Origin of the sequence: Lapillicoccus sp., from assembly GCF_039935575.1 — a bacterium.
GTDB lineage: Bacteria > Actinomycetota > Actinomycetes > Actinomycetales > Dermatophilaceae > Lapillicoccus.
On the sequence record NZ_JBDTKA010000079.1, the window covers coordinates 1 to 16498 of the forward strand.

Genomic DNA, 16498 nt, shown 5'->3' on the forward strand with positions numbered 1-16498 from the left:
GGAACATCTCCGCCGACTTCGAGGCCCACCCGTCGGTCTTGATCGAGTCCAGCCCGTCGGCAACCTTGGTGAACGCCGTCCCGCGGGTGCGCATGCCCCCCGCCTTGACCACAATCGCCGCCGGCGAGCCAGAGACGGTGTAGGACGGGGTCACTCGCTCGCCCCGAAAATCGTCAGCCCCTCGAACTCGCCCTTGAGGGGTTCCATCCTCTTGCCCGAGCTCTGCTCGTAATCGAGGTAGTTCATGGTGATCTTGGCGAGCCGGCCGCCGGCCTCGCCGACGTCCTCGACCATGTTCTTGGTGCCCCGCTCCCACCGGTCCTGGAACTCGTCGAGGGCGTCCCAGACGGTGTCGTGCCCCACATCGCCCTCCGAGGGGATCAGGTCCTCGACGTCCTTGTCCTTGAACAGCTTCGACGTGTCGTTGATCCCCTTGGCCGCGTTCGCCATCCCCTCCAGGTCGACCGCAAAGTCATGCCTGCCCATCCCCACCCCCGCATCGCCAGACCGCGCTCCACCCGCGCAGTCGCTTCTCGGCCAACCCTAGAGGAGCATCAACAGGACCTGCCAGTTCACTGACAACAGTTGAGCACGGGTGCTCAGACCCGACCGCACGATCCACGCCTCGGGGTACTCTCGCCTCGTGGGAGACACGACGACCGAGCTGGTGCTCGGTGCTCAGACCAAGGCCGCCGGAACCGCTGCGGCAGCTGTCTCGGGCTTGCAGACGACCTTGAAGAACGCGGCCGAGGGGATGAGCGGCGAGACGGCCGGGTTCACCGGGTCCGGAGCGGGGGCGTTCTACGAGGCCCTCAAGGCCTGGTATGCCGCGGGTGCGAAGATCCCGAGCGGCGTCAACGGGTATGCCGGCAAGCTCGCCACCACCGACCAGGAGACGGCGAGCAGCCAGGGTACGTCCGTGCAGGCGTACTCCAGGGCCCGCGACCGACTGAGCCCGGTGCCGCGATGAGCGGGACGACGACGCTGGTCTACAAGCAGGGCAGTGTGGCGGCCCTCAAGGCCGACCTCGACACCATGCGCACGAACCTGAAGTCCAGCCTCGACACGATGTTCGCGGCGGTGGATGCGGACCTGACAGGCTGGAGCCTCACCACCGTGTCGCGACAGGGCGAGCGGCAGTACCAGGCGGAGCTGAGGAAAAGCCTCAACGCGACGCTCGACGCACTCGACACGCTGTCCACCGCGCTCGCTGACGTGGGCGAGATGGCCGAGACCGCCGAGACCCGCAACGTCGCCGTGATGGCCTGAGGTCAGCCCAGCTCGACGGTGACCTCGATGTTGCCGCGCGTCGCTTTCGAGTAAGGACACCCGTGATGGGCCGCGTCGAGCAGCTGCTGCGCCATGTCGGGGTCCACGCCTGGAAGGTGCGCGGTAAGGGTGACGGCCAGGCCCACCCCCGTGTCGGTCTTGCCTAGTGACACGGCCGCCGTCACGCTCGAGTTGCTGACGTCGACGTCGCGCTCCTTGGCGGCCGATGTCAGAGCGCTGCCGAAGCAGGCCGCATACCCGGCCGCGAAGAGCGTCTCCGGGTTGGCGGCCGGGTTGGACTTGCTGCCCGGCCGCCGCAGCTCGAGGTCGAGGACGCCGTCGGCACTCTGGACGCGGCCGACGCGTCCTCCGGTCGCAGTGGCGGACGTGCTGTAAAGGACCTCGGTGAGGGTTTCGAGTGGCATGAGGGGAGTATGCCGCACGGCCCTGACCATCGGGTTTGACGCATGACCACCCATGGCTTATCTTCGGATAGAACGAAACAGTTTCGTTCCATCAGCTAGGGAAAGCGGTCCGTCATGGTCCTCAGCGCCACCGCCTCAGCTACCCGTCCCCGGGTGGAGGGCGAGCGCGCCACGGAGATCCACCAGGCCGTGGTCGATCTGCTCGTCGAGCTCGGCTACGACAAGCTGACCTTCGATGCCGTGGCCACCCGGGCCCGGGTCGGCAAGGCCACTCTCTACCGCAAGTGGTCGGGCAAAGCGGCTCTCGTGGTCGACGCCATCGCCGAGACGATCTGTCCGGATCGCGTGGACAGGTCGGACCTGCTCGACCGGCCCGACTCGGGCACCTTGCGTGGCGACCTGGTCTCCGTGGCCTGCCAGGACGGCGGCCTCACCTCCGGCCTGTCCGAGCTGCTCGGCGCCGTGATGCCGGCGTTGCACCGGGACGCCGAGCTGATGTCGGAGTTCACCACCCGCTTTCTCGAGCCGATGACGGCCTACGCTGTCGAGGTCTTCAGCCGAGCCCAGCGGCGCGGCGAGATCGGCCCTGACGCAGACCTTCACCAGCTAGCGAGCATCCTGCCGGCCATGTCCGTCCATCGGGCGGTGGTGTTCGGGAAGGACACCGACCTCAGCACTGTTGTCTCGATCGTCGACAAGGTCGTCCTGCCCGCCTGTCGGGCCACCCTCGTCTGACCGACCGCCCGGCACGGGCGCCTTCGAACCTTTCCTCATACCACCACAGCTCGACCCCACACCGCCGTCGACGGGGACGGCCCATCTCTCACCGGACACGCCGGCATACCGGCGTGCCCTTGCGTCTGTACCCATGAACGCTTCACGAAAGGCCCACCATGTCCACCATCACCGACCGGCCGCTGGCCCCTGAGCCCCAGCACAGCGCGCCGACCCGACCGCCGTCCAATACTGCAGGGGCGAAACGCAGCCGGCGCCTCGGACTCGCGCTCGCCGTCATCGGCAGCGCCCAGCTGATGATCGTCCTGGACGGGACGATCGTGAACATCGCGCTTCCCGCGCTGCAGAAGGACCTCGGGTTCTCCGCGGCCAACCTGTCCTGGGTCGTGAACGCCTACGCCCTGGCGCTCGGCAGCCTGCTGCTGCTCGGCGGGCGCCTCGGCGACCTGCTCGGACGGCGCCGGATGTTCATCACCGGCGTGCTGCTCTTCGCCGCAGCGTCTCTCGTCGGCGGCCTGGCCGTCAGCGAGGGCATGCTCATCGGCTCCCGGATCGTCCAGGGGATGGGCGCCGCGCTGGCCTCGCCGGCCGCGCTGGCCCTGATCACGACGACTTTCCCGGCGGGCAAGGAACGCAACCGCGCCATGGGCGTGTATGCCGCGATGTCCGGTGTGGGTGCCGCCGTCGGCCTCATCCTCGGTGGCGCCCTGACCGAGCACGACTGGCGCTGGACGTTCTTCATCAACGTGCCGATTGGCATCCTGGTCGCGTCCATGGCTCCGCGGGTGCTCGTCGAGAGTGAGCGGACGCGGGGGAGCTTCGACCTGGCCGGTGCCGTCACCGGCACCGTCGGCCTCGTCGGCATCGTCTACGGCCTGACCCACGCCGCCGACCCGGCCGGTGGTTGGGGCTCGTCGATGACCCTCACCTCGCTCGCCCTGGGTGTCGTGCTGCTGACAACCTTCGTGCTCGTCGAGAAGCGCAACCCCAACGCGCTGCTCCCGATCCGCATCCTCGCCGACCGGACTCGCGGCATCAGCCTGTTCGTCATGCTGATGGTCGGCGCCGGGATGTTCGCGATGTTCTACTTCCTCGGCCTCTACATCCAGCAGGTCCTTGGATACGGCCCGCTCGAGGCCGGGTTCGCGTTCCTCCCGTTCTCGGCCGCCATGGTGGTCGGTGCCGGGGTGGCCTCGACGCTGGCCAGCAAGATCGACCCGCGGTGGATCTCCGGCCCGGGCGCCGTCATCGGCGCGATCGGGATGTTCGGCTTCAGCCGGCTCACGGTGGACAGCTCGTATGCCGCGCACCTGCTCCCGTGGATCATCGTGCTCGCAGTGGGTCTCGGCCTGACCTTCGTGCCGCTCACACTGACGGCGGTCGCCGGTGTGCGTGACGAGGATTCGGGCGCCAGCTCGGCTGCGCTCAACACGGCGCAGCAGATCGGTGGCGCTGTGGGCCTAGCCGCCCTGACCACCGTGTTCACGCACCGGTTCGCGGACAGCTTCTCGGGGTTGGCCGGCCCGATCCAGGCTCAGGCGGCCTCCGGGGCGATCACCGCGGACCAGGCGAAGGCGGCCATGGCCCACGCGTCGCTCGTGGCCCAGACCGAGGGTTCTACGCGCGGGTTCCTGTTCGGCGCGGGGATGATCCTGGTTGCCGGTGTCGTGGTCCTCGTTGGCCTGACGGTCAAGCACGAGGAGCTTGCCGCCCGCGAAGAGGTTGCCGGCCCGCATCTCGGCTGAGCACGTCAGCATCGTCAGCATCGTCAGAACAGTGCCGGCCAGCCCGTGCCGTTCCAGCAGCGGGCCGACCCGGCACGAGCCTGATGGAATGTCTCCGTGACCGACGACGCATCACCGCTGCTGGGAGCGAAGTCATACGACGAACCGTCGTTGTTCGAGCCAGCGAACCTGCTCCGGGAGGCTCGCCGGCAGAGGCGGCTGCCCGTCGCCGACGTGCCGGAGGTGGCGCTGCTGGACCCGGACGGCGACATCGTGCGTCATCTCGCCTCCTCTGGCCGCGGCCGACTGCATCCCGGTTGGGCCTGCTACCACACGCAGATGTGGACCACGGACCTCGACGGGATCGAGGTCGGCGTGGTCGGGAGCGCTGTGGGGGCGCCCTTCGCGGTCCTGGTTGCCGAGCAGCTCGCCGCCTCGGGGTCGAGGCTGGTTCTCAGCATCACCTCTGCCGGACAGATCGGGCCGCTGCCCGAGACCCCGTGCTTCGTCCTGATCGAGCGAGCCTTGCGGGACGAGGGCACCAGCGTCCACTACCTGCCTCCCGGGCGCTGGAGCGTTCTCGACCCTCGGCTGGACGAGCGGCTCGGCACCGCGTTCACGGCGCTGCCGGAACCCGTCCTTCGGGGCAGCTCCTGGACGACCGATGCCCCTTATCGCGAGACCGCCGCGGGCATCGCGGCGGCGCAGCGAGAGGGTGTGGTCTGCGTGGAGATGGAGGCGGCAGGTCTGTATGCCTATGCCGAGGCCCTCGAGCGGAAGGTCGTCTGCCTCGCCCACGTCACCAACACCATGGCGACACAGGGTTCGGACTTCGAGAAGGGCCCTGAGAACGGTGCGCACTCGGCGCTCGCCGTGGCCCGCGCGACCGCGTTCGCTCTGGGCTGAGGCAGGGGTCTCGTCGTTCATCCGCTCGTGCCGACGCCGTCAGACCCACTGACGCCGGCCCACCACCACCAGGCGGCGACGATCGCCAGGGCGAGCGCCACGAGCAGCGCCTGTCCTGCCACGTCCAGGGCCAGCGTCGCCCGGGAGAGCGCCGCTACCCCGACCGTCGCACCGGCGACCACCGCGCACCGCCGTGCCGTCCGGGGGCCTGTCTCGGGGGCCAGCCCGCCGGCCTTCGGCCGACCGGACAGCAGCGCGAGGGCGGTGTGGGAGATCAGCAGGACGAGCGCCGCCGGCACACACCACCACGAGAACGGCCCGGGGACCAGCCCCATCCACAGGATGCCCAGCCCAAGCCAGAGCAACAGCACGACGACCGACTCGAGCCGCGAGACCAGGGCGAGGCCGGTTGGCGCCAACACGAGCCACCACCAGGACAACCCGCCGCCGGCCAGGACCATGCACGCCACGAACGCGGCCGGCGCTGCGGCGACCAGCGCAGCGAGCAGCAGCTGCGGGGGCGAGTACTCCTCGGACCACCCCAGCCTCACCAGGCGGCCGGAGGGTATGGCACCGGTGGGTGCGGACTGAGTGACAGGCATCGTCATCGGCGCGCCATCCTCGGTGCCCGCGCTCGGCGGGAGAGCTCCCTCAAGACCAGATCCAGGCTCCCCGGCCCCTTCCAGGGCACGACGGGCACCCCAGCCCCGGTCAACCTCGCGACATCCTCGCCCCGAGACAGCCGCCGGATCCGCCAGGCGAGCGAGGCATACACGTCCTCCTGCCCGGTCCAGAGGTGGTCGGGCATCGTGTCGACGACCACGACGGTCAGTCCTCGCGCGCCGAGCCGGGCCACGACGTCGACCATCCCGGGGTCGACCAACGGCGAGAGCACGAAGACCAACGCCCCGGCGCCGATCCCGGCGATCGCCCGCTCACCGTCGTCACGGCGTTCCGTCGCCGGCCGGATCCTGGCGAGAACGCCGAGGACCCGCCGCAGGTGCGGGCGTCCGGTGCCGACGGGCACCCGGGGGATGTCGGCGGAACCGACCACGCGCAACCCCACCCGGTCGCCGACCGCGAGGTGGTGCTCGGCGATCGCGGCGGCTGCGCGGACGGTCACGTCGAGGCTCGTCGGACGCCCGTCGATGCCCTCGCGTGGTCCGAGGTCACTGAACGCGTCCACGACGATCACGACCAGGGCGTCCTCGTCGCCGTAGGTCGAGGAGACGTGCAGCACCCCGGTACGCAGCGACACGGGCCAGCGGATCCGGCGCAGCCGGTCTCCGGGCTGGAACGGGCGCAGGGTGTCGAACTCGCTCCCGCTGCCGATCCGGGCGGACCGGTGCGGCCCGACCAGGCCCTCGGGTGGAGGCAGCGGAGCCGACGGGGTGAACGTCGCCGGCAGGGGGAGGGTCGTGAGCAGGACGGGGTCGACGCTCACCGGTCCCTGCCGGAACGCCCCCCACTCCGACCACGCTGCGTACTGGACCTCAGCCACCGCCCGGATCCCCCACCGGGTCGACCGGACGACGACGGACGCCGAGGCGGACCGGTCGGCGTTCACCTCGCGTGACCCCACCACCTGGATGCCCAGGGGCGGGTCGAGCTGGGCGAACAGGCTGGGCGAGACCTGGATGACGACGTCGTCCACGCCGCGGGGCACCGAGAGGACGGCCCGCATGGTCGTCGCCTCGCCCTCGCGCAGCGTCTGGTGGCCGAGCCTGGTCCTGACCTCGAGCGGCGTGTGGGGTCGCCGCACCCAGGACCAGGTAGCCACGACCAGCATCGGGGTCGCGAGGACGAGCACGTCCGGCCGATGCCACAGCACCGCCGCGAACGCACCGAGCCCGCCGAGCAACGTGGCCCGGAACAGGGCCGCGGTCGGGCGCCAGGGCGGCCCGTCCGGCGTGCTCATCTCTGACTCACCCACTCAGCTGCCGTCGCCGTGATGCGACTCGCGCGCAGCCGGCGTCGGGACGCTGCCGAGGATGGCCTCGACGACGCTGCGGCCGGTGACGTTGCTCATCCAGAGCTCGGGCTTGACGGTGATGCGGTGCGCGAGGACCGACACGGCGACCGCCTTGACGTCCTCCGGAGTGACGTAGTCCCGACCCCGCAGGACGGCATACGCCCGACCGACGAGCAGCAGCGCGAGCGAGCCGCGCGGCGACGCACCCATGAGCACGTGTGGGTGGTCGCGGCTCGCAGTCGCCAGGTTGACGCAGTATGCCGCGACGCTGTCGTCAACGGTGGTCGCCTCGACGGCCTCCTGCATGGCCAGCAGCCCCGGCCCGTCGGTGACCCGATCGAGGTCGATCTCCTCGTGCCGACGGGTCATCCGGTTGGTCAGGACCTGCAGCTCCTCGCGGGCGGTCGGGTAGCCGAACGACACCCGCAGCAGGAACCGGTCGAGCTGCGCCTCGGGCAGCGGATACGTGCCCTCGTACTCGACGGGGTTCGCGGTCGCGATGACATGGAACGGTCGGTCCAGCACGAACGTCTGGCCCTCGACGGTCACCTGCCGCTCCTGCATGGCCTCGAGCAGCGCCGACTGCGTCTTGGGCGGGGTCCGGTTGATCTCGTCCGCCAGCAGCAGTCCGGTGAACAGCGGCCCCCGACGGAAGGCGAACTCCCGCTCGCGCTGGTCGTAGACGAACGACCCGGTCAGGTCCCCCGGCAGCAGGTCCGGGGTGAACTGGGCACGCGTGAAGTCCAGCCCGAGCGTCGCCGCGAACGACCGCGCGGCCAGGGTCTTGCCGAGCCCCGGGAAGTCCTCGAGCAGCACGTGCCCGCCGGCGAGGATCGCGCTCAGCACGAGGGCCAGCGGCTGCCTCTTGCCGACCACGGCGCGTTCGACCTCGTCGAGAATGCGTCCACTCAGGGCGGACACCTCGGGCAGTGACATCCCCGACATCCCCGACATGCCCGACATGTCTGGCGTGCCCGGCGTGCTCACGTGGACTCGATTCTGTCGAGGAGGTCAGCCAGATAACGGGAGTCGGTCAGCCGTGGGTCCGGCGGCCCGGTCACCAGGGCGACCAGCTCGGTGGGAAGGACGTCGTTCGCGGCGCGCGGGTGGGAGGTCAGGTCGAACCCGCGCTCGCGACGAACCCGGTCGACGACGACCACCCGCAGCTGGCGGTGCAGCTCGCCGGCGAGGCTGGCCCGGCTGCGCGGGTCGGTCGCGGTGCTCGAGAGGCGTCGGGCGAGAGCCACGGTGAGGTGGTCCGACCCGCGCCCGAGTCCGGCCGTGGACGGCTGGCTCGTGGACCACTGGTCGTCCTGGTTCTCCGCGAACCGGTCGATCGCGAAGGCGGCTCCGGCGAACCCGGCGAGGAAGAGTGTGCCGAGCAGGATCGGCGAGACGGACAGTCCGAGCCCGACCAGGGCGAGAAGCACCACGACATATGCGACGGCGAGCCAGATCAGCCGCCGGCGGCCTCGCGGCTGGTCGGCCAGCCGCCACCGTGGACTCACCGGGGACTCACCGACCTCTCATCTGGACTCATCCGGGTGCTCACCGGTGACTCACCGGAGCCCAGCTGGGACTCGGCCACGACCCGACGCAGGTCGTCGTGGATCGCCTCGAGCCGGCTGACCGCCTCGGCCCGGTGCTGTTCGGTCAGCTGGTGGCGCGAGTGACGTGCCTCGCGGTAGAGCTCCGCGAGCCGACCCATCGCATCCGGCGCGACGTCCCAGGTGCGCAGCACGCGGACGGTGAACTCTGCCGAGGTCTCCGCCGGCCTGCGGGGCAGCCCGGCCGACGTGGCCGACTCCTCCAGGTCGACCCAGCACGCGACGATCGCGTTGCGCGGGCTGCCTTCCTGCAGGAGGCCCAGTCGGGCATCGGCGGTCTCGAGCAGATCCTCCGGCAACGAGGGCAGCGCCTCGATGGGGCTGCTCGCAACTACCCGGGTGTGCCAACGCGGGAAGTGCCGCCAGATGGCCTTCAGCAGCAGGTATACGGCCCAGGCGACCAGGGCGAAGACCAGCAGCTTCAGGGCCAGCACGATGACAGGAGGCAGGTCGGGAAGCTGGTTGGCGTTGGGGGCGAGGGAGCTGTTGCTCAGCGGTTCCGCCGTCGTCGTCGTGACCGTCGGTGAGGCCGACAACACGGACCGCGCGCTGCCTGGGGGCGGCGAGGTAGCCACCTGGACGGGGCCGGACGACGCGGCCACGGCGAGGACCACGAGGCCGAACGCGCCGGCTCCGAGCAGCCAAGGGACCGGTCCGCCCGGCGGGGAGGGGACCAGAACCTCGCGCGGGCCTGGCTCAGTCATGCAGGCACAGCTCCCGTGTGCACGCCCGGCTCCCTCATGCAGGCACGTTACCCGCAGTCACCCTCGCACCTGCGTCGGTCAGCCCCGCTGGCGCGGCTCGGGAGGCACGATCTGCGCGTCCCGGACGGTGAGGGTCGGCAACGAGTCGTCGACGGCATACTCCATCGCCTGAATGCGGCCGGCCGCGCGCAGGTCCGGTTCGGCCATCCGGACGCGGTCCAGCTGTGAGGCCGGCCCGACGAGGGTCATAGCGGTGATCTCGGCACGCATACCGACCTTGGCGTCCGACTTGGCCTTGCGCACCCCCGCGAGTGCCTCGCCGACGGCGGTCAGGACGTCCGCCTCGCCGCCGTCCGTATGCGGGGCCGCATGTGGACCGAGCTCGGCCGCGGTGGGCCAGGCTGCCTGGTGGATGGACCCGGCGGCGGGTTCGTGGAACCAGGACCAGACCTCCTCGGTCGCGAACACGACCACCGGGGCGAGTAGCCGCAGCTGCACGTCGAGGGCGAGCCGCAGCGCTGCTCGGGCCGAAGCGGCACCCTGGCTCGGCGACACCCCGTCTGCCGTGGCGTCCGTTCCGTAGCTGGACCCGTAGGCCCGGTCCTTGACCAGCTCGAGGTAGTCGTCGCAGAACGACCAGAAGAAGGACTCCGTCACCTCGAGGGCACGGGTGTAGTCCAGCGCCTCGTTGGCCCGGGTCGCGAGGTCGACGACGTCGGCGAGGGAGGCGAGCATGGCGCGGTCGAGGGGTTCGGTCACCTGCGCGGCGAGGGCAGCGAGAGCGTCTCCGGTGTCTGCGGGGGTGCCCGCATCTGCTGGGTCTCCACCCTCCCCGGACTCGCCGAAGGACAGCGCGAACTTGCTCGCGTTGAGCACCTTGATGGCCAGTCGTCGCCCGACCTTCATCTGCGCGGTGTCGAGCGACGCATCCATGCCGAGCCTGGCCGAGGCAGCCCAGTAGCGGACCGCGTCGGTGCCATTTTCGACCAGCATGTCGATCGGCGTGGTGGCGTTGCCCTTGGACTTGCTCATCTTCTTGCGGTCGGGGTCGAGGATCCAGCCGTTGATGGTCGCGTGCCGCCAGGGCAGGGTGCCGTGCTCGAAGTGCGAGCGCACGACGGTCCCGAACAGCCAGGTGCGGATGATGTCGTGACCCTGCGGCCGCTGGTCCATCGGGAAGACGACCTCCCACAGCTGCGGGTCGACGCCCCAGCCGCCGGCGATCTGCGGTGTGACCGACGAGGTGGCCCAGGTGTCCATCACGTCCGGGTCCCCGCTGAACCCACCCGGCTGGTCGCGCTGTGTGTCGTTGTATCCGGCGGGCGTCTCGGCCGCGGGGTCGACGGGCAGGCCTGCCTCGTCGGGGACGATCGGGTGGTCGTGGTCGAGCTCGCCGGATGGCAGCACGGGGTACCACACCGGGATCGGCACACCGAAGAACCGCTGCCGACTGATCAGCCAGTCACCGTTGAGCCCACCGACCCAGTTCTCATAGCGGGCGCGCATGAACGCCGGATGGAAGTCCAGCTCGCGCCCCCGCTCGATCATCGCCGCGCGGATCGTCTCGTCGCGGCCGCCGTTGCGGATGTACCACTGTCGCGAGGTGACGATCTCGAGCGGTCGCTCGCCGCGCTCGTAGAAGTTCGCCTTGCGCTGCGTGGGTGTCGGCTCGCCGTCGAGGTCACCGGAGGCCCGCAGCGCGTCGACGACGGCGGTGCGCGCCGCGAAGGTGGTCTTGCCGGCCATCTCCTCGAATGTCCTTCGGGCCAGGTCGGCGGTGAGCCAGGTCGGGGTCTCAGGCAGGATCCGCCCGTCGCGAGTGATCACCGATCGGGTGGGCAGCTGCAGCTCGCGCCACCACTGCACGTCGGTGAGGTCGCCGAAGGTGCAGCACATCGCGATGCCGGCGCCCTTGTCCATCTCCGCGAGCGGGTGCGCGACGACGGGCACCTCGACCCCGAACAGCGGGGAGGTCACCGTGGTCCCGAAGAGCGAGGCATACCGCTCGTCGTCGGGGTGGGCGATGAGCGCGACGCAGGCCGGCAGCAGCTCGGGGCGGGTCGACTCGATGAAGACCGGGGTGCCGTCGGCAGCGCGGAACGCGATGCGGTGATAGGCGCCCGGGTAGTCCCGCGCCTCGAGCTCAGCCTGCGCCACGGCAGTCTGGAACGTCACGTCCCACAGGCCCGGAGCCTCGGCCTGGTATGCCTCTGCGCGCGCGAGGTTGCGCAGGAAGAACGCCTGGGAGACCGAGCGGGAGCGCTCGTCGATGGTGCGGTAGCTGATCGCCCAGTCGCAGGCGAGTCCCAACCTGCGGAAGGTCTCCTCGAACGTCACCTCGTCCTTGACGGTGAGGATGTCGCACAGCTCGATGAAGTTGCGCCGGCTGATCGGCTGCTGGTTCGACGCCTTGGTGGAGCGGCCCTCGCCGCCCTGCTGGGTCGGGACGAACGCCGGGTCGTAGGGCAGCGAGGCGTCACCCCGGACGCCGTAGTAGTTCTGGACACGCTTCTCGGTCGGCAGCCCGTTGTCGTCCCACCCGATCGGGTAGAACACCTCGAGGCCCGCCATCCGCTTGTAGCGGGCAATGCAGTCCGCCTCGGTGAACCCGAAGACGTGACCGATGTGCAGCGACCCGCTCGCGGTGGGCGGCGGGGTGTCCATGGCCCAGACCGCGTCCCGGCCGCCGGCGAGCGCGCGCTCCCGGTCGAAGGTGTAGGTGCCGTTCTCCCGCCATACCTGCATCCACTTCTCCTCGAGGCCGTCGACGGACGGCCTGTCGGGGATGTGTGGTGCGAGGGAGATGGTGGTCATGGTCGCGATTCTCCCAGACCTGCGCACCTGTTCCGACCGGGATTCCCGCCACCCTCGCTGGGCCTGCGTCCGACGTTTCGGTAGCCAGGGCCACCACTCTGTCGGACGCAACACCGTCAAGCGGCGGCAGTTTCGGTATGCGTCGGGGTGCGGTCCGCCGCCAGGCGCGCATAACGCCCGCCTCGGTCGACCAGCTGCGCGTGAGAGCCGAGCTCGACCACCCGTCCGTGCCACAGGACGGCGATCTGGTCCGCGTCCTCGATCGTGCTGAGGCGGTGCGCGATGGTGATCGTGGTGCGGCCCCGGGCGACGACCTCGAGGGCGGCTTGTAGCTCGCGCTCCGTGTCGTTGTCGAGAGCGCTGGTCGCCTCGTCGAGGACGAGCACCCTGGGGTCGCGCAGCAGCGTGCGGGCGATGGCGAGGCGCTGCTTCTCGCCTCCGGAGAAGCGCAGCCCGCGGGCACCCACCACGGTGTCGAGGCCGCCCGGAAGCGTAGCGACCAGGTCGGCGACCTGGGCGGCCTCGAGAGCGGCCCACAGGTCGGCGTCCGTGGCGTCGGCCCGCGCGTGCAGGAGGTTGTCGCGGATCGACGCGTGCAGTAGGTAGGTCTCCTGCGACACGACCCCGACGATCCGTGCCAGGTCCTCGAAGGACAGGTCGCGCAGGTCGACCCCGTCGATGCTGACGCGACCGGACGACGGGTCGCGCAGCCGCGCCACGAGACTGGCCAGCGTCGACTTGCCGGACCCGGTCTCGCCGACCAGGGCGAGTGAGGTGCCGGCAGGCACGACCAGGTCGACGCGGTCGAGGGCCAGGCGGTCGGCGTCGGGGTAGCGGTACGACACGGCGTCGAACCGGATCTCCCCACGCAGTGCCGCGTGGTCGACCGCAACAGGGTCGAGCGACGGTTCGACGTCGGCCCGCAGGTCGAGGTAGCCGAAGATCCGACTGAACAGCGCCATCGAGCTGACGATCGACACGCCCACGTCGAGCAGGCCCATGAGAGGCCGGAAGATCCCGGTCTGCAAGGCGGTGAACGCGACGAGCGTCCCGATGGTCATGCCACCGGAGGTCGCGGGGAAGCCGGCCGCCAGGTAGATCAGGGCGGGAATGGCGGCGAAGACGATGCTCATGGTCGCCATCCGCCAGCGGCCGGCGAGCTGCGACTGGACCTCGAGGTCGACTAGCTCGCGAGACGTGGCGGCGAAGCGGGACGACATGGTCTCGCTCGCGCCGAGGGTCTTGGTCAGCTGGACGCCGCTCACGGACAGGCCCTCGTCGACCTGGATCAGCAGGTCGGCCATCCGACGTTGCTGCTTGGCGGTGACCTCTCGGCGCAGGAGGGCGACCCGCCGGGTCAGCCAGACGGCCGGCGGGATGACGAGCAGCGAGAGCAGGGACAGCCTCCAGCTGAGGGCGACCATGGCGATCGCCGTGCCGACGGCGGTGGTGACGTTGGACGCGACGGACGTGGCCGTCGAGGTGACGACGGACTGCATACCGGCGACGTCGTTGGTCAGGCGGGACTGGATCTCGCCGTTGCGGGTCCGGGTGAAGAAGGCGAGCGACTGGCGCTGCAGGTGCGCGAAGACGTCGGTACGCAGGCGGTGCATGACCTGCTGTCCCACCGTGGTGGACAGCCAGGTCTGCAGGACGCCGAGGACCGCGGTGACCACCGTGACGGCGAGCATCCCGCCGACGGCGAGGAGCAGCAGCGTGGTGTCGCGCTGGGGGAGGGCGTCGTCGATGACGAGCCGGAGCAGGAAGGGCGTCGACAGCGAGACCGCGGAGGACGCGACGATCAGTGACATCACCAGGGCGATGCGGGCCCGGTAAGGGGCGAAGAGGGCGCCGACGCGGCGCCAGCTCACGGGGGACTCGGCCAGCTGGGCACGGTCGGCTGGGTCCACCTTGCGGGCCCCTGAATGGCCGCGTGACTCGCGGCCTCCCGAGGGACCGCTCGAGCGGCTACCCCAGGGGGTGGCGGAACCGGCACCGGATGAGGGGACGGATGAGGATGGGGTGGGAGTGCCGGTCATGGGCGTCTCTCCTTTCGAAGTTCGCACTCACATGCTGAGGTTGCCAGACTATGAGGCTGGCAGGGTAACGCTAGGATCGCCATGTGCATTCCCCGCCCAACCCTCCGCTCGGCCCGCTGCCAGACCCGACGCTCGCCGACCTCGTGACGGCCGTCGCGCGCCGGTTGCGCGCCGGTTGGCGCGAACAGCTTGCGCCACTGGGGATCTCGCCCCACCAGGGACGCGCGCTGCTCGTCGTCGCAGGAGAGCCGGGACTGCGTCTCACGGACTTGGCCGGCCGCCTGCGGATCGCTCCGCGCTCGGTCACCGAGGTGGTCGACGGGCTGGTGGCACTCGACCTTGTGCAGCGTCGTCCGGACCCCCGAGACCGCCGGGCGACGACCCTCGCCTTGACTCCGACGGGCCTGCGCACGGTCGCTACCATCGAGGGCTCCCGGACGGAGGCGACCGACGCGTTGTTCGAGACCGTGTCCACTCGTGACCGGGCTCACCTGCGTCGGATCCTGACCGGACTCGTGACCGACGAGCCATAGGCGCGACGGTTGCGGTCCCGTAGGTTGTGCGCATGGAGCCGGTGTATGCGTCCGTCATCACCGCGGCGCGCGGCGTTTTCGCTGCCCAGGGGATCCACTTCACCATCGCCGGGGCGGAGCACGTGCCGCGGACGGGTGGGGCGGTGATGATCATCAACCACACGGGCTACCTGGACTTCACGTATGCCGGCTGGGCCGCTCGCCCGGCTCGCCGGTTCGTCCGGTTCATGGCCAAGGACAGCGTGTTCACCCACAAAGTGAGTGGCCCGCTGATGCGCGCGATGAAGCACATCCCCGTGGACCGCAGCGCCGGGGCCTCGTCCTACGGGCACGCGGTGCGCTACCTGCGCGAAGGCGAGATCGTCGGGGTCTTCCCCGAAGCGACGATCTCGCGCTCGTTCGAGCTCAAGGGGTTCAAGAACGGCGCCGCCCGGATGGCCCAGGAGGCCGGAGTGCCTCTGCTTCCCGTCGTCATGTGGGGGTCACAGCGGATCTGGACCAAGGGCCACCCCAGACGTCTGGGGCGCACCAACGTCCCGATCTCGATCACCGTGGGCGAGCCGGTGCCGGTTGCGCCGGGGGAGAGCATCGACGAGGCGACAGCCAAGATCCACGCCGTCATGACGTCGATGCTGCACACGCTGCAGGAGTCCTACGAACCGCTCACCGGAGACGACCTGACCTACCTCCCGGCCCGGCTCGGCGGCACGGCACCGACGCTCGAGCAGGCCAACGACATGGACGACCAGGAGCGCCGCGACGCGATCCGCAAGGCGAGCGCGGCGCGCAAGGCCGAGCGAGAGGCAGCCTCGAGAGGGGGCGGCACCACACCGCCTTCGTCCTGACCGACTGCCGACCTCACACTCAGCACACACCGCAGCGCTCAGCACACCGCATACCGTGTTCTGAGCGCACGAGCGTGTGCCGAGCGGCGTAGCCTGCCCGACATGGCTCCCCAGCGCGTTCCCGAGGGTCCGGCGCCGGCGCCGGCGGTGCAGAAGCTGCGCCTGCGGTATGCCAAGCGGGGCCGACTGCGCTTCTCGTCGACACGGGACTTCCAGCGGGCCCTCGAGCGCGCGCTGCGCCGCGCAGACGTGCCGATGGCGTTCAGCGCGGGCTTCCACCCGCACCCCAGGATCTCGTACGCCAACGCCGCACCGACCGGTACAGCGAGCGAGGCGGAGTATGTCGAGATCAGCGTGACCGAGCGGGTGGACCCCGAGGCGGTCCGCGCCGCCCTCGACGAGGCGCTCCCGGCCGGTCTCGACGTGGTCGAGGTCGTGGAGGCAGCGCCCGGTGCGCTCGCCGACCGGCTGCAGGCGAGCGACTGGGTCATCGCCTTCCGCGACGTCGGAGCCGAGCGGCTACAAGCGGCTGCGGACACGCTGCTCGCCCTGGACCGGATCGAGGTCACCCGGACGTTCAAGACGGGGCCGCGGACGTTCGACGTGCGCTCCGCCGTGGTCCGGATGACCGTGGCCGACGAGACCATGGTCGCCGCGGTGACCGAGGCCTTTCCGCAGGCATTGCCCACCTCGCTCCCGGACGACGGGGCCGGGTGTGCGATACTGCGGGTGGTCGTACGGCACACCACACCGGCTGTACGCCCCGACGACATTCTGACCGCGCTGAAGACAGCGGCCGACCTGGAGCCGCCGACACCACCCCTGGTGACCCGGCTGGCCCAAGGTCCGTTGCGAGACGCATCCGCGGAGGTGGCTGATCCACTGGCCGCCGATGAGACGGCCGGCGGCAGCTGAACCCGGTGCC

17 protein-coding genes are annotated in these 16498 nt (G+C 70.4%); 8 read left to right on the plus strand and 9 right to left on the minus strand.

The genetic code is table 11. The annotated features are described in order from the left end of the window. Positions 1-150: 150 nt before the first annotated feature. Positions 151-486, minus strand: a complete 336-nt coding sequence (locus tag ABI385_RS09615) for a hypothetical protein (RefSeq protein WP_348103529.1) — start codon at positions 484-486, stop codon at positions 151-153. A gap of 157 nt (positions 487-643) precedes the next feature. On the opposite strand from ABI385_RS09615, the gene ABI385_RS09620 reads away from it, so the two are divergent. Beyond that, complete coding sequence (locus tag ABI385_RS09620; protein ID WP_348103530.1) at positions 644-970, plus strand: hypothetical protein; 327 nt, start codon at positions 644-646, stop codon at positions 968-970. Then, the gene (locus ABI385_RS09625; protein ID WP_348103531.1) at positions 967-1269 is read left to right on the plus strand and encodes a hypothetical protein; all 303 of its coding nucleotides are present in this window, start codon (positions 967-969) and stop codon (positions 1267-1269) included. The genes ABI385_RS09620 and ABI385_RS09625 overlap by 4 nt, the downstream gene beginning before the upstream one ends. 2 nt (positions 1270-1271) lie before the next feature. Here ABI385_RS09625 and ABI385_RS09630 read toward each other — a convergent pair whose 3' ends face one another. Next, complete coding sequence (locus ABI385_RS09630) at positions 1272-1694, minus strand: Ohr family peroxiredoxin (RefSeq protein ID WP_348103532.1); 423 nt, start codon at positions 1692-1694, stop codon at positions 1272-1274. A gap of 114 nt (positions 1695-1808) precedes the next feature. Here ABI385_RS09630 and ABI385_RS09635 point away from each other — a divergent pair, with 114 nt between their 5' ends. The 3 genes from ABI385_RS09635 to ABI385_RS09645 all read left to right on the plus strand — a co-directional run bounded on the left by ABI385_RS09635 (position 1809) and on the right by ABI385_RS09645 (position 5059). Further along, positions 1809-2429, plus strand: coding sequence for a TetR/AcrR family transcriptional regulator (locus ABI385_RS09635; RefSeq protein WP_348103533.1), 621 nt, complete (start codon positions 1809-1811; stop codon positions 2427-2429). Between the two features lie 158 nt (positions 2430-2587). Beyond that, a complete protein-coding gene (locus tag ABI385_RS09640) occupies positions 2588-4174 on the plus strand; it encodes an MFS transporter (protein ID WP_348103534.1) in 1587 nt (528 codons plus the stop codon). Positions 4175-4270: 96 nt separating this feature from the next. After that, positions 4271-5059 (plus strand): nucleoside phosphorylase, encoded by a 789-nt coding sequence (locus tag ABI385_RS09645; protein ID WP_348103535.1) that lies wholly within the window; start codon positions 4271-4273, stop codon positions 5057-5059. A 17-nt stretch (positions 5060-5076) separates the two neighbouring features. On the opposite strand, the gene ABI385_RS09650 is transcribed toward ABI385_RS09645, so the two are convergent. From ABI385_RS09650 to ABI385_RS09680, 7 genes are all read right to left on the minus strand, one after another. Then, positions 5077-5667 carry a hypothetical protein gene (locus ABI385_RS09650; protein WP_348103536.1) on the minus strand — a complete coding sequence of 197 codons (591 nt, stop codon included), beginning with the start codon at positions 5665-5667 and terminating at the stop codon, positions 5077-5079. Further along, the gene (locus ABI385_RS09655; protein ID WP_348103537.1) at positions 5664-6977 is read right to left on the minus strand and encodes a DUF58 domain-containing protein; all 1314 of its coding nucleotides are present in this window, start codon (positions 6975-6977) and stop codon (positions 5664-5666) included. The genes ABI385_RS09650 and ABI385_RS09655 overlap by 4 nt, the downstream gene beginning before the upstream one ends. Before the next feature lie 15 nt (positions 6978-6992). After that, positions 6993-7985, minus strand: coding sequence for an AAA family ATPase (locus ABI385_RS09660; protein ID WP_407068254.1), 993 nt, complete (start codon positions 7983-7985; stop codon positions 6993-6995). Between the two features lie 29 nt (positions 7986-8014). Next, positions 8015-8539, minus strand: coding sequence for a hypothetical protein (locus tag ABI385_RS09665; protein ID WP_348103538.1), 525 nt, complete (start codon positions 8537-8539; stop codon positions 8015-8017). Continuing rightward, positions 8536-9342, minus strand: a complete 807-nt coding sequence (locus ABI385_RS09670) for a DUF4129 domain-containing protein (RefSeq protein ID WP_348103539.1) — start codon at positions 9340-9342, stop codon at positions 8536-8538. Before ABI385_RS09670 ends, ABI385_RS09665 begins: the two co-directional genes overlap by 4 nt. Before the next feature lie 78 nt (positions 9343-9420). Continuing rightward, positions 9421-12156 (minus strand): valine--tRNA ligase, encoded by a 2736-nt coding sequence (valS, locus tag ABI385_RS09675; RefSeq protein ID WP_348103540.1) that lies wholly within the window; start codon positions 12154-12156, stop codon positions 9421-9423. A 116-nt stretch (positions 12157-12272) separates the two neighbouring features. Further along, positions 12273-14195 carry an ABC transporter ATP-binding protein gene (locus ABI385_RS09680; RefSeq protein WP_348103541.1) on the minus strand — a complete coding sequence of 641 codons (1923 nt, stop codon included), beginning with the start codon at positions 14193-14195 and terminating at the stop codon, positions 12273-12275. 83 nt (positions 14196-14278) lie between these two features. On the opposite strand from ABI385_RS09680, the gene ABI385_RS09685 reads away from it, so the two are divergent. The 3 genes from ABI385_RS09685 (at position 14279) to ABI385_RS09695 (ending at position 16488) form a co-directional block, all read left to right on the plus strand. Further along, positions 14279-14728: a MarR family winged helix-turn-helix transcriptional regulator gene (locus ABI385_RS09685; protein ID WP_348103542.1), complete on the plus strand. Its 450-nt coding sequence runs from the start codon at positions 14279-14281 to the stop codon at positions 14726-14728. A gap of 32 nt (positions 14729-14760) precedes the next feature. Further along, on the plus strand, positions 14761-15573 hold the full coding sequence (locus ABI385_RS09690) for a lysophospholipid acyltransferase family protein (RefSeq protein WP_348103543.1): 813 nt from the start codon (positions 14761-14763) through the stop codon (positions 15571-15573). A 102-nt stretch (positions 15574-15675) separates the two neighbouring features. Further along, entirely contained in the window at positions 15676-16488 is an 813-nt protein-coding gene (locus ABI385_RS09695; RefSeq protein ID WP_348103544.1) for a TIGR03936 family radical SAM-associated protein, read from the plus strand. The last annotated feature ends 10 nt before the right edge of the window (positions 16489-16498 follow it).